Origin of the sequence: Micromonospora ureilytica (assembly GCF_015751765.1) — a bacterium.
Taxonomy (GTDB): Bacteria; Actinomycetota; Actinomycetes; order Mycobacteriales; family Micromonosporaceae; genus Micromonospora; species Micromonospora ureilytica.
This window is the reverse complement of record NZ_JADOTX010000001.1, coordinates 5,862,550-5,874,652: the sequence shown is the minus strand read 5'-3', so window position 1 is coordinate 5,874,652 and position 12,103 is coordinate 5,862,550. Positions and strand designations below refer to the sequence as shown.

The window sequence follows — 12,103 nt, the reverse complement described above, 5'->3', positions numbered from 1 at the left end:
TCGCGGGTATGACCGGACCATTGCCCGACCCGTTCGCCGACCAGCCCGACTGGGCACCGCAGCCACCTAGACCGCTGGCCATCGTCCCCGCGACCGAACGGGTCGAGCTACGCGGGCGACGGGTGCTGGTCGGCCTGCCGGGGTTGGGGTGGCGCGGCGACCTGCGTGCGGACGACCGGGTGGTGCAGAGCGCCCGAACCTACGTGCCGGTGATCCCCGAGCACGAGTGGTACCGGGCCGAAGCCGACCAGGTCGAGGTCTTCGCGCCACTGGTGCCGGTGGAGCGGGTCTGGGTGGAGACCGTCGGCAGTCGACCGGGGGTGGACGGCACACGGGATACGGGTATCCGATTGGTCTCGCTGGACGGCCCGGCACACCGGACCCCCACACCGGTCTTCGAAGCCGACGCGGTCACCGGTCGGCGGGTGGTGCACGTCGAGGGCGGCCTGGAGCACCGTGACCTTCGAGCGGTAACCGAGACCTACTCGGGCGCCGAAGGGGACATCTGCGTGCGAGTCACACCCGAGGTGGAGTGGTATCGGTGGGCCTGGCGCGGCCAGTCACCCACCACGTTGGAAGTGCCGGTCCATTTGTTGTGGATTGAGTGACGTTAGCTAGCGCGCGCGCCGCCACACACCTGCCAGCCGTCGGCTAGCCGGGTCTCGAATTGCCAGGGCTGCCGATCGCTCTGGTTCATCCCGTCGATTCGGGCCGAGATGATCAGCGTGACCTCAACGGCAGCTACATCACCCTGCTTCTGCACCGCCAAGGGCCCCCAACTAACAGTTATCGTGGCTCCGAAACGCTGTTCTCGTGCGAGCAGATCGGCCCGCAGAGCATCCAACGCCTCCAACTGCGGCCCGCTCTCGCAGGTGAAGAGGTCCGCTCTTGTGTCGTTGCGATCCACGAGGAATGCGCGCAGATAGTTGTCCACGACTACGTCGGGTGCGCTGCGGTCGGGGGTTGAGGCGCGGTCGTACCACACGTAGGCGGTTGCGATTCCGCCTAGGCAGAGCAGGGCGAGCACGCCGGCGACGACCGTGAGCGCCGTCCGCATTCGACGGCGTGGCGGCTGCGGTGCCGGCGGCGCCGGGGCGGGCGGCAGCTGCTCGGACGGTGTCCGCTGGGCCGGTACGCGGGAGACCTGGGAACCGGCGGGGGGCTGCACTGATTCCACCTCCTGAAGTTATCGGCTGGACGCCCCGGAGCCAATGCCTCAGATGCAGCGGATCGTGACGGGCCCCTCCCCACCGGTGAGATCCACGACATCACCGGCGCAGCGCCGAGGCACCTCCCGGAGGTGCGCCCTCGGCTGGGATACCGTCTCTGCTTGGGGAGGGGTTGCCAACCTCGGGTAGAGGGGGTGGACGCGGTGGCCGGTCCGAAGGCTCGCACGAACCGCGCCGCAGCCCTGCATCGTCGGGCGACGGCGGTCGCGACCGCAGCTGCCGGGATCCTGGACGAGACGCGGCCGGCTCCGGCCGATCAGCGCCGTCAGTACGAGGTGGCCGATCGTCTCCGGACGGCTGCGGCTGTGTTGGCTCCGGGTTGGGCGGGCGCGGCACTGGATTCGCTCACTGTGAACTCGCCGGCGGGTGATGGTCCGCCGCCGTTCGTTCGGGTCGGTACTGCGGCGCCGTTGGATGACGCTCGTTTCCCCGCGTTGGTGCCGCTTGTCGGCACCGGTCACCTCAGTGTGGACGCGGACGCGCGGGAGCCGCGGGTGGCGGGGTTGCTCCGGGCCGTACTCCTGCGGTTGTTGGGTGCGGCACCGGCGGGTGCCCTGTTGATTCGCGCGGTGGATGCCACCGGGGCGGTGTTGGCGCCGTTCGGGGCGCTCGCGGATGCTGGCCTGCTGCCGCCGCCGGCGGTGGATGTGGCGGGTCTGCGCGCGGTGTTGACCGAGGCGGAGCAGTGGGTCACGCCGGGTGCGAGTGGGCGACGCCGGCACGATCGGACGTTGTTGCTGGTGGTGGCCGCGTTGCCGGAGTCGACCGGCCCGACCGATCTGGCGCGCATCGAGGCGTTGGCCGAGCAGGGGCCGGCCGCTGGGCTGCACCTGGTGGTGGCGGGTTGGCCTCCCGCCGGCCCGTACTCGGCCCGGGCACCGCTGCCGCACACCACTTCGCTGGCGCTGCGTAATGCGTACGCGCTGCTCGGCGACCCGCCTGGGGCGTCGTTCGCCGGGCCGGGGGCCGATCCGCCGGGCGGTCTGAACTCGCCGGTCTTCGTCGAGTCGGACCCGCCGGCCGAGTTGGTCGACGCGGTCTGTCGGCGGCTCGCCGAGCAGGTGGAGGCGGGTTCCCGGTTGGCGTTGGGTGCTCTGTTGCCGCCGACGGGTGAGCGGCTGTGGGAGTCGGACTCGGCCGATGGGTTGACCACGACCGTCGGCGATGCCGGGGGCCGGGCGGTGCCGCTGGGTTTCACCGAGTTGACCCCGCACTGGCTGGTGAGTGGCCGGTCCGCGGCGGGTCGTGCGGCGTTCCTGACCACCGCGTTGCTCGGCCTGGCCGCCCGGTACGGCCCGGATGACCTGGCGTTCTACTTGGCGGATCTCGGCGACGGCGAGTCCTTCGTGGAGTTTTTGCAGACGGAGCGGGACCGGTCGTGGGTTCCGCAGGTGCGCGCGGCGGCGATGGCCGCCGACCGGGAGTACGTGCGGGATCTGCTGGAGGAGTTGACGGCCGAGGTTCAGCGCCGCTCGGATGCGGGTGCCCGGGCCGGGGGGCAACGTTTCGCGGAGCTGCGTCAGCATCAGCCGCTGCCGCGGATCGTCTGTGTGGTGGACAATGTGCCGCTGCTCTTCGCCGAGCGGGACCGGCTGGCCGGCGAGGTCGCCGCCCAGTTGGACGGGCTGGCCCGGGCCGGTCGTGCGTACGGCGTGCACCTGGTCTTGGCGGGCGCGGGCGAGTTGGGGCTGAGTACGCGCGCGGATGCTGGTCATCGGGATTCGGTGCTCGGGCAGTTTCCGGTGCGGGTGGCGCTGCCGGGCGGCAGTCCGGTGCTGGAGCCGACGAACGACTCGGCGGCGGGTCTGCCGGTGGGCAGCGCGGTGGTGAACACGGCCGGCGGGCTCGGTGGCCCTCGGGGTGCGACCCGGGGTCACGAACGGTTGATCCGTCATCCGGATCCGCAGGATCATCCGGAGGTCGTGGAGAAGTTGCGGCACGAGCTGTGGGCGGCGCGTCCGGCCGGGTCGGTGCCGCCGGTGGTCTTCGCGGGTTACGCCCGGCCACTGCTGGGCAACGATCCGCGTCACCGGGCAGCCCTGGCGGGACAGGCGCACGGGCCGGCGGCTCTGCTGGGCCGTGCGGTGGACGTGGCCCGTTCGACGGTGGCCGTGCCGTTGGGTCCGGCGGCGGGGCGCAACCTCGCGGTGCTGGGCTCGGGCACCGCGGCGGGCGGGTTGTTGGCGACGGCGGCGCGGAGCACGTCGGCTCACCACGCACCGGGCAGCGCCCGCTTCCTGGTGGCGGCACCGGACCCGGGCTCCCGGGCGCTCGCGGAGGCGTTGACGGCCGAGTTGGCGGCCCGGCATTCGGCCGAGTTGGTGGATCTGCCGACGTTGTTCGCGGACGCGGCCGACGAACTGCCCGCGTACCTGGTGGTCTTCGGGCTGGACCGGCCGGGTCCTCGGGAGCTGCCGGTGGAACGGCTGCGGTCGCTTCTGCGGGACGGGCCTCCGGCGGGGAGACATCTGCTGGGCTGGTGGCGTGCGGTGCCGCCGTTCGCCTCGTTGTTCGAGCCGGCGGGCGAGGTCGACAAGCTGGCCGCGGTGGTCGTGATGGACGTGCCGGTTGCGCAGCTCACAGCGGTCTTCGGTCGGCCGGTCGAGTGGCAGGCGCGCCCCGACCGGGCGGTGCTCTGGGACGGTCCGGACGAGCGGGGCACCGTCCTGGTGCCGTTCGCCGACGTGGCCGGCTGATCGGGTGGCGCGCGTGGAGGGTGTCGAGGTGAATCCGAACGCGACGGTGACCGGGCCGGGGCGGCAGCGGGCCGCCGCGGCGACCGGGGACGCCAAGCCGCCGGTGCTCGAGCCCAGCACGGCCTGGGCGGGGTATCTTGCGGCCGCCCGCCAGCTGGACGGGGTACGCCGCAGCGCGGCTGCCGCAGCAGGTGAGCAGGCCCGCTCGGCGGAGGCCGCCCGGGAGGAGTTGACGGTGGTCCGTACCGGGCTGGCGAGTCAGCAGGATCGGCTGCGCGAGTTGGGCGTACCGCCGATCTCCCTGGTGCCGTCGCCGCCGGAGCTGACCGAGGCGGCCCGTTCGATGGTGGGTGGCCCGGCGGCCGTGCTGGCGGCGTTGCGGACCGCGCGAGGTTGGGCCGAGGCGGCGGACGCGGCGCTGGCGGCGCGCCGCCGGATCCGGCCGGGGTCCTGGCCGGCGCGAGTGCGCAATCTCCTGGTGTACGGGCCGTTCGCGTTGCTGGTGCCACTGATCCAGGTCGCGGTTCTGGCGGCGACGGGGGCGGGGCCGGCCACTGTGGCGGCGTTGATCTGCGGGTTGCCGATGCCGGCGGTCGCGTTCGTCGCCGGCTGGATCGCCATTGGACGGTTGTTCCGGGTCAGCCCCACCGAACGGCTGGACCGCACGGTGCGTTTCGGCGCGTTGGTGTGCCTGGTGCCGGCGGTGCTGGCCACGGCGGGCCTGCTGCTGGCCCTGCTCGCCGGCTGACCCGCTTTGGCCGGAACCGTCCGGCCTGAACAACGCGGGCGGTGCGGGAACGCAACGGCCGGCCGTCCCGGAAGGGCGTCGGCCGGCCGTGGTGCGTCGCTGTGTCAGCGGGGGATGATCAGCGCCATCGCCTCGGCCCGCGACTTGGAGTCCGACTGCAGGATTCCGCGCACGGCCGATGTGATGGTCTTGGCACCGGATTTCTGGATGCCGCGCATCGCCATGCACATGTGCTCGCATTCGAGCACGACGACGACGCCGCGTGGTGCGAGTTTGCTCATCAGCAGGTCGGCGACCTGCGAGGTGAGTCGCTCCTGCACCTGGGGCCGACGGGCGAAGACCTCGACGAGTCGGGCCAGCTTGGACAGGCCGGTGATCCGCCCGTCGGGGCCGGGGATGTAGCCGATGTGCGCGCTGCCCCGGAAGGGCAGCAGGTGGTGCTCGCAGAGGCTCATCACGTCGATGTCCCGCACGATGACCAACTCTTCGTGGTTGGCCTCGAAGGTGGTGCTGAGCACCTGAGCCGGGTCGACCCGGAGGCCGGCGAAGAGTTCGGCGTACGCGCGGGCGACCCGGGCCGGGGTCTGCTGGAGTCCGTCGCGGTCCGGGTCCTCGCCGACCGCGATGAGGATCTCGCGGACGGCCTTCTCGATCCGGCCGAGGTCGACCGCGTCTTCGACGGGGCGGCCGGTCAGCCTGCCGCTGATCAGCCGTGCGGCAACGTAGTCCAGCTCGTCGTCGCCGTCGGGTTCGGTCGCGGAGACGGCCAGCTCCCGGTGGGGGGAGCTGGCCGTCGGGTCGTTGCTCAGTGCGTGCCGTCCGAGTTGTTGGACGGTGCCACCCCGCCGACCGACGCCTGCGCGCCGTCAGCCTGGGCCTGTGCCTTGAGCTTGTCCTTCTCCGCAGGGGTGAGCACGGGCGGCTCGGTGGACGGCTGACGCTTGCCGAAGCCGTTGTACGGCGCCAGCGGCGGGCGCTTGACCACCCGGGAGCAGATCCGCGCCATGTCGGCAGTGGAGAGGGTTTCCTTCTCCATCAGCTCGAGCACGATGTTGTCCAGGACGTCCCGGTATTCCACCAGGATCTCCCAGGCCTCGTCGTGCGCCAGCTCGACAAGTGCCCGCATCTCGCCGTCGATCTCGGCGGCCACCGAGTCCGAGTAGTCCCGTTCGTGGCCCATGTTGCGGCCGAGGAACGGCTCGTCCCCGCTGGTGCCGTACTTGATCGCGCCGAGCTTGGAGCTCATGCCGTACTGGGTGATCATCGCGCGGGCCAGTTGGGTGGCCTTCTCGATGTCGTTGCCGGCGCCGGTGGTCGGCTCGTGGAAGACCAGCTCCTCGGCGGCCCGACCGCCCAGTGCGTACGCCAGGGTGTCGATCATTTCGGCGCGGGTCTGGGTGTACTTGTCCTCGGTCGGGAGCACCAGGGTGTGGCCCAGCGAGCGGCCACGGGACAGGATCGTCACCTTGTGCACCGGCGCGGCGTGCGGCAGTGCCCAGGCGACCAACGCGTGGCCACCCTCGTGGTACGCGGTGATCTTCTTTTCGTTGTCGCTCATCACCCGGGTCCGCCGCTGCGGACCGGCGACCACCCGGTCGATCGACTCTTCGAGCGAGTCGTTGGAGATCGCCCGCTGCTCCTTGCGAGCGGTGAGCAGGGCCGACTCGTTGATCACGTTGGCGAGGTCGGCGCCGCTGAAGCCCGGCGTGCGACGGGCCACCGCGTCGAGGTCGACGTCGGGCGTGAACGGCTTGCCCTTGGCGTGCACCCGCAGGATGGCCTTGCGGCCTTCCATGTCGGGGGCGTCCACCGGGATCTGCCGGTCGAACCGGCCCGGGCGCAGCAGCGCCGGGTCGAGGATGTCCGGCCGGTTGGTGGCCGCGATGAGGATGACCCCACCCTTGGTGTCGAAGCCGTCCATCTCGACGAGCAGCTGGTTGAGCGTCTGCTCCCGCTCGTCGTGGCCGCCGCCCATGCCGGCGCCACGGTGCCGGCCGACGGCGTCGATCTCGTCGACGAAGACGATCGCCGGGGCGTTCGTCTTGGCCTGCTCGAACAGGTCACGGACCCGGCTGGCGCCGACGCCGACGAACATCTCCACGAAGTCGGAGCCGGAGATGGAGTAGAAGGGCACCCCGGCCTCGCCGGCGACCGCGCGGGCCAGCAGCGTCTTGCCGGTGCCGGGCGGGCCGAACAGCAGCACACCCTTCGGGATCTTGGCGCCCAGGGCCTGGTACTTGGCCGGGTTCTGCAGGAAGTCCTTGATCTCGTACAGCTCTTCGACGGCCTCCTCGGCACCCGCGACGTCCGCGAAGGTCGTCTTCGGAGTGTCCTTGGTGATCATCTTGGCCTTGGACTTGCCGAAGTTGAGCACCCGGGAGCCGCCGCCCTGCATCTGCGACATGAAGAACAGCAGCAGGAGGACGAGCAGCGCGATCGGCAGCAGGTTGACCAGCAGGCTCACCCAGATGCTGTCCGAGGAGACCTTGGCGTCGGCCGGGCCGGTGACCCGGTTGTTCGCCTTGGCGTCCAGCACCTCGTTCCAGATCTGGTCGCCAGCCTGGTACGGGAACTGGGCCTCGATCTTGTTGGTCTCGGTCTTACCGAACTTGGTCTTCTGGGCCAGGTCCAGCTGGAGCGTCTGCTCCTTGTCCTGGAAGACCACCTTGTTGATCTTGGCGGTGTGCAGCTGATCGAGCGCAACGGAAGTGTCCACGCGGTGGTAGCTGGGACCAGCGGTGAACAGCTGACTGAGCACAACGGCGCCGAGGATGACCAGGATGATCCAGACCACCGGTCGGCGGAAGAAACGCGTACGTTCCATACTGTTGTCGAGCGCGGAGCGCCCGCATCCTCCTGATCGACGTCCTGACCGTCTGATGGTGTCGCCGCGCTGAGCGGCGGCCGGAGCCGCCGTGCGGGCCGGCCTCGACCCCGAGGCGCGAAAACTGCCGCGCCGCGGTCATTCGACGGTACACCGTGCACGCGAGGAGTGAGCTTGCGAGCCCCGCAGTCGTGCACCATCAAAAGACCGCGTACGCCAGCAGTGAGCCTGCGAGCCCCCGCACTCGGCGCGCCTTCGACATCGACGACACGCACCGTGGGCAGGCCCACCAGCCCCGCAGCCAACGTACGGCGAGTCCGGGTGGAAGCCGGCGTGGCGGGGAGTCCGGCTCGGCCACCCGAGCGCCCGGTCACGCGATCGAGGGGGTCGAGCGCGGAGTAACCTCCGGGCCACCGTGCTACACGGTAACCGCATCAGCTGAGAGCGCGCTGAACGTCGGCTTGATGAGTACCGATGCGAGTTGGGCTCATGCCGGCCGGCGGGCCGCCCAACGGGTCGGGTCGGTCGTCAGGAGCGGGCGTAGACCTCGGGCTTGAGCACCCCGACGTAGGGCAGCTCCCGATAGCGCTCAGCGAAGTCGAGGCCGTACCCGACCACGAACTCGGTGGGGATGTCGAAGCCGACGTACTTCACCGGGACCGGCACCTTCACCGCGTCCGGCTTGCGGAACAGGGCGACCACCTCGACGCTCGCCGCCGAGCGCGACTCGAGGTAGCGCAGCAGCCAGGAGAGCGTGAGCCCGGAGTCGACGATGTCCTCGACGACGATCACGTGCCGACCGGCGATGTCCCGGTCCAGGTCCTTGAGGATGCGGACCACCCCGGAGGAGGTGGTGCCCTGTCCGTAGGACGAGATGGCCATGAAGTCGAGCTCCGCCGGGGGGCCGTTGCGGCCCAGCGACCGGGCGAAGTCCGCCATGAACATCACCGCGCCCTTGAGTACGCACACCAGCAGCAGCCCGTCGTTCACGTGGGCGTAGTCGGCGGAGACCTGCTTGGCCAGCTCCGCCGTCTTCTCGCGGATCTGCGCCTCAGAAATGATCACGTGGTCGATGTCGGCGTCGTACCAGGAGCCGTCAGCCATGACTCCTAGCCTGCCGTACGTCGGATGGCCTCCGTCGGCGGGGCCGCACCTTTTGGCGCGGTCCCGCCAAGGATTTTCTGCGCAAACAAGGCTAATCACGTCAGTTGGTGCGTGACCGCCAGCGGCGGCCATCGTCGGTGGGCTTCCAGTCGGCCGAATCGTGACTGTCGACGGTGAGGCCGGCCGCCGAGGCGGCGACGAGCAGGACGAGGAACAGGAGGAAGACGAGGAACTCCATGGCGGCGCTCACTTTCGCATGATTGCTGTCGGTTTCGCCGCCGGTGCGCACCGGACTGAGACCAGTCTGCGACCTCACGAAGCGACCGGACAGTGGCAGGAATGCCATTGGTCATCGATTTACTGCCACCTGTCGGGTTACCCTCGTCACATGCTGCGGTCCGTTGCCGTCCTCGCCCTCGACCAGGTCGCCCCCTTCGAGCTCGGCGTACTCGCCGAGGTGTTCGGCACCGACCGGACGGCCGACGGTTTTCCCGCCTACCGCTTCCAGGTGTGCAGCCCGGACGGCGCTCCGGTGCGTACCTCGTCCGGCTTCCACCTCACCCCACACGCGGACCTCGGCCCGGTCGACGAGGCCGACCTGGTGGCAATCCCCGCGCACGGCCAGGGCACCACCGTCCCCGGCCCGGTGCTCGACGCGCTACGCCGGGCCGACGCCCGCGGAGCGCACCTGTTCAGCGTCTGCTCCGGCGCCTTCCTACTCGGCGAGGCCGGGCTGCTCGACGACCGCGAGTGCACGACCCACTGGCGGTACGTGGACGAGCTGCAACGTCGGCACCCGCGCGCCCGGGTGCGTTGCAACTCGCTCTACGTCCAGGACGGCCGGCTACTCACCAGCGCCGGCACGGCGGCGGGCATCGACGCGTGCCTGCACCTGATCCGCCAGGAGCACGGCTCGGCCACCGCGACCCGGCTGGCCCGGCGGATGGTGGTCCCGCCGCACCGCGACGGCGGTCAGTCCCAGTACGTCGAGGCGCCCATCCCGAAGGCACCCGAGGCACCCACCCTCGAACCGGTGCTGGAGTGGCTGATGGGTCACCTGGACCGGACGATCACGGTGGAGGAGGTGGCTGCCCGCGCCGGCATGGCGCCCCGCACGTTCGCCCGCCGGTTCCGCGCCGAGACCGGCACCACCCCGCACGACTGGCTCACCAACCAGCGGGTGCTGCTCGCCCGGCGGCTGCTGGAGGAGACCCCGTTGAGCGTGGAGGCGGTCGCCGACCAGTCCGGCTTCGGCGACGCGGCCGCGCTGCGCCATCACTTCAGCCGCCGGGTCGGCGCCACCCCACACAGCTACCGGACGACCTTCCGGGACCGGGCGCACAGCGGCTGACCAGAGGGCTCAGCCGGGGATGACGGGGGCCAATCGGTCGGCCCGGCGGAGCACCCGGACACCCCCGGGCAGGTCGGTCGGACCCTGGCCGTGCCAGCCCGTGACCAACGCGTCCAGGGCGGCGACGTGACGGTGGGACAACGCACCCGGCAGGGCGCCCAGCTCACGCGCCCAGGAGTGCAGCACCCGGCCGCGGACCGCCGGGAGAAGGCCGAGCAGCACCGGTACGGACAGCCCTCCGTCGGGACACCGGGCCGCCGCCAGCGCCGTCCCGGCCAACTCGTCGAGCGCGGTGTTGTCGGCGGCCACCAACCGGGCGGTACGCGCGAGGTTGTCGACCACGCCGGGTCCGAGCGCCCGCACCAGCGCCGGCAGCAGGTCGGCGCGCACCCTCGACCGGGCGTACGACGGGTCGGTGTTGTGCGGGTCCTGCCACGGGCTGAGCCCGAGCACCGCGCAGGCGGCACGCGTCTGCTCCCGGCTGATCTCCAGCAGGGGGCGCAGCAGCGGCACCCCGCCCAGATCGCGTCGGGCGGGCATCCCGGCCAGCCCTCGTGGGCCGGCGCCCCGGGCGAGCGCGAGCAGCACCGTCTCCGCCTGGTCGTCGCGGGTGTGCCCGGTGAGCACCGCGACCGCGTTCTGCTGTCGGGCCACCTCGGCCAACGCCTGGTAGCGGGCCTCGCGGGCGGCTGCCTCCGGCCCACCGGGACGCCCGGCCACCTCCACCCGGACCACCGTGGCCGATGCGAAACCAACCTCCCGGCCCCAGGTGGCCACCGCCTCCGCGCGCTCCGCGGAGCCGTCCTGCAAGCCGTGGTCGACGCTGACGAGCACCGTGGCGCGGCCCAGCCGGGGTGCCACGAACACGGTGGCCGCCGCGAGGGCGAGCGAGTCGGCACCGCCGGAGCAGGCGACCAGCACCGGACCGCCGGACGGCAGGCCGGTCAGGGCGCGGCGTACCGCCACCCGGATCGCGGCCACCGGCGGAGCGAGCGCGGCCACCGGCGGGGGATCAGCCAGCGGCCGGGATGGTGCCGGCCGGGCCGTGCACCCGGGCGACCCAGGCGTCCGGGTCGCCCAACTCGGACAGCCGAGGCAGGGTCAGCGGCGAGTTGAAGATCGAGTTGAAACCGTCCATGCCGACGCGTTCCACCACGCCGTGCACGAACTTGCGCCCCTCGGCGTACTGGCGCATCTTGACGTCCACCCCGAGCAGCCGGCGGATCGCCTTCTCCAGCGGGTTTCCCGTCTCCCGGCGTCGGTTGAACGACGCCCGGATCCGCTCCACGCTCGGGATCACCTGCGGGCCGACGCCGTCCATCACGAACTCGGCGTGCCCCTCCAGCAGGGTCATCAACGCGGTGAGCCGGTCCAGTACGGCCCGCTGCGCCGGGGTCTGCACGATGTCCAGCACGCTGGTGCGGCTCTCCGGGTCACGGACCGCCTCGGACAACGTGGCCACCCCGCGCCGCAACCGCTCGACCAGGTGCTCGCTCCCGCTGGACGAGGCGTCCACGAACGCCTGCACCTCGCTGAGGAAGTAGGCCCGCATCCACGGCACGGCCGTGAACTGGGTGCGGTGGGTGACCTCGTGCAGACACACCCAGAGCCGGAAATCCCGAGGGTCGGCGCCGAGCTTGCGCTCCACCTCGACGATGTTCGGTGCGACGAGCAGCAACTGGCCCGGGTCAGCCGAGAAGACCTCGTACTGGCCGAGCACCCGGCCGGAGAGGTAGGCCAGCACCGTGCCGGCCTGCACACCGGTCAGCCGGGACCCGATCGCCTCGGTCAACGCGCCCGCCTGCTTGTCGCCGGAGAGCCGACTCATCAGCGGAGTGATCACCTCGCGGAGCCCGGCGATGTTGGTCGCGGCCCAGTCGCGGCGATCGACCACCCGGACCGGCGGATGCGACACCTGCGCCCGCAGCCCCGTGTAGTCGGCCACGTGCCCAGCCGCCTCGTCGGTCAGCCGGCGCAGGTCGCCGACGACGTCACTGGCTTCGGCGTACGACACGCGGGGGCCAGACTTGCTCAACGCCCCCGCTGTGGCGGCGGCCAGATCCCAGTCCACGAACTGCGCCATGGACCCACCGTACCCGCGCCGCGACACCCCGGCCCGGGCTCGCGCCCTCGATCGACACCGATGGCGAC

11 protein-coding genes are annotated in these 12,103 nt (G+C 71.5%); 4 read left to right on the top strand and 7 right to left on the bottom strand.

Annotated elements, in window-relative coordinates; genetic code table 11:
• Nucleotides 1–8 precede the first annotated feature (8 nt).
• Nucleotides 9–608 carry a hypothetical protein gene (locus tag IW248_RS26840; protein WP_196929164.1) on the top strand — a complete coding sequence of 200 codons (600 nt, stop codon included), beginning with the start codon at nucleotides 9–11 and terminating at the stop codon, nucleotides 606–608.
• Nucleotides 609–610: 2 nt separating this feature from the next.
• Here IW248_RS26840 and IW248_RS26835 read toward each other — a convergent pair whose 3' ends face one another.
• Nucleotides 611–1,168 (bottom strand): hypothetical protein, encoded by a 558-nt coding sequence (locus IW248_RS26835; protein ID WP_196930380.1) that lies wholly within the window; start codon nucleotides 1,166–1,168, stop codon nucleotides 611–613.
• Between the two features lie 195 nt (nucleotides 1,169–1,363).
• Between IW248_RS26835 and IW248_RS26830 the strand changes: the two genes are divergently transcribed.
• Both IW248_RS26830 and IW248_RS26825 read left to right on the top strand, forming a co-directional pair.
• Nucleotides 1,364–3,925 (top strand): FtsK/SpoIIIE domain-containing protein, encoded by a 2,562-nt coding sequence (locus tag IW248_RS26830; protein WP_196929163.1) that lies wholly within the window; start codon nucleotides 1,364–1,366, stop codon nucleotides 3,923–3,925.
• A gap of 103 nt (nucleotides 3,926–4,028) precedes the next feature.
• On the top strand, nucleotides 4,029–4,673 hold the full coding sequence (locus IW248_RS26825) for a hypothetical protein (RefSeq protein ID WP_307788400.1): 645 nt from the start codon (nucleotides 4,029–4,031) through the stop codon (nucleotides 4,671–4,673).
• A 104-nt stretch (nucleotides 4,674–4,777) separates the two neighbouring features.
• Here the strand turns inward: IW248_RS26825 and folE are convergent, their stop codons facing one another.
• From folE to IW248_RS26805, 4 genes are all read right to left on the bottom strand, one after another.
• Complete coding sequence (gene folE, locus IW248_RS26820; RefSeq protein ID WP_196930378.1) at nucleotides 4,778–5,443, bottom strand: GTP cyclohydrolase I FolE; 666 nt, start codon at nucleotides 5,441–5,443, stop codon at nucleotides 4,778–4,780.
• Between the two features lie 35 nt (nucleotides 5,444–5,478).
• Nucleotides 5,479–7,497, bottom strand: coding sequence for an ATP-dependent zinc metalloprotease FtsH (gene ftsH, locus IW248_RS26815; RefSeq protein ID WP_124820165.1), 2,019 nt, complete (start codon nucleotides 7,495–7,497; stop codon nucleotides 5,479–5,481).
• 528 nt (nucleotides 7,498–8,025) lie between these two features.
• Entirely contained in the window at nucleotides 8,026–8,601 is a 576-nt protein-coding gene (gene hpt, locus IW248_RS26810; RefSeq protein WP_196929162.1) for a hypoxanthine phosphoribosyltransferase, read from the bottom strand.
• Nucleotides 8,602–8,701: 100 nt separating this feature from the next.
• Nucleotides 8,702–8,851, bottom strand: a complete 150-nt coding sequence (locus tag IW248_RS26805) for a hypothetical protein (protein ID WP_196930472.1) — start codon at nucleotides 8,849–8,851, stop codon at nucleotides 8,702–8,704.
• Nucleotides 8,852–8,989: 138 nt separating this feature from the next.
• On the opposite strand from IW248_RS26805, the gene IW248_RS26800 reads away from it, so the two are divergent.
• Nucleotides 8,990–9,952: a GlxA family transcriptional regulator gene (locus IW248_RS26800; RefSeq protein ID WP_196929161.1), complete on the top strand. Its 963-nt coding sequence runs from the start codon at nucleotides 8,990–8,992 to the stop codon at nucleotides 9,950–9,952.
• A 9-nt stretch (nucleotides 9,953–9,961) separates the two neighbouring features.
• Here the strand turns inward: IW248_RS26800 and tilS are convergent, their stop codons facing one another.
• Together tilS and IW248_RS26790 are read right to left on the bottom strand one after the other, a co-directional pair.
• On the bottom strand, nucleotides 9,962–10,954 hold the full coding sequence (gene tilS / locus IW248_RS26795; protein WP_196929160.1) for a tRNA lysidine(34) synthetase TilS: 993 nt from the start codon (nucleotides 10,952–10,954) through the stop codon (nucleotides 9,962–9,964).
• Nucleotides 10,955–10,964: 10 nt separating this feature from the next.
• Entirely contained in the window at nucleotides 10,965–12,035 is a 1,071-nt protein-coding gene (locus tag IW248_RS26790; protein WP_196929159.1) for an Rv3626c family coenzyme F420 biosynthesis-associated protein, read from the bottom strand.
• Nucleotides 12,036–12,103: the final 68 nt, after the last annotated feature.

Coding starts and splice junctions, on each gene's coding strand:
- ftsH (WP_124820165.1), bottom strand. CDS start 7,497: ATGGAACGTACGCGTTTCTTCCGCCGACCGGTGGTCTGGATCATCCTG.
- hpt (WP_196929162.1), bottom strand. CDS start 8,601: ATGGCTGACGGCTCCTGGTACGACGCCGACATCGACCACGTGATCATT.
- IW248_RS26800 (WP_196929161.1), top strand. CDS start 8,990: ATGCTGCGGTCCGTTGCCGTCCTCGCCCTCGACCAGGTCGCCCCCTTC.
- IW248_RS26840 (WP_196929164.1), top strand. CDS start 9: ATGACCGGACCATTGCCCGACCCGTTCGCCGACCAGCCCGACTGGGCA.
- IW248_RS26790 (WP_196929159.1), bottom strand. CDS start 12,035: ATGGCGCAGTTCGTGGACTGGGATCTGGCCGCCGCCACAGCGGGGGCG.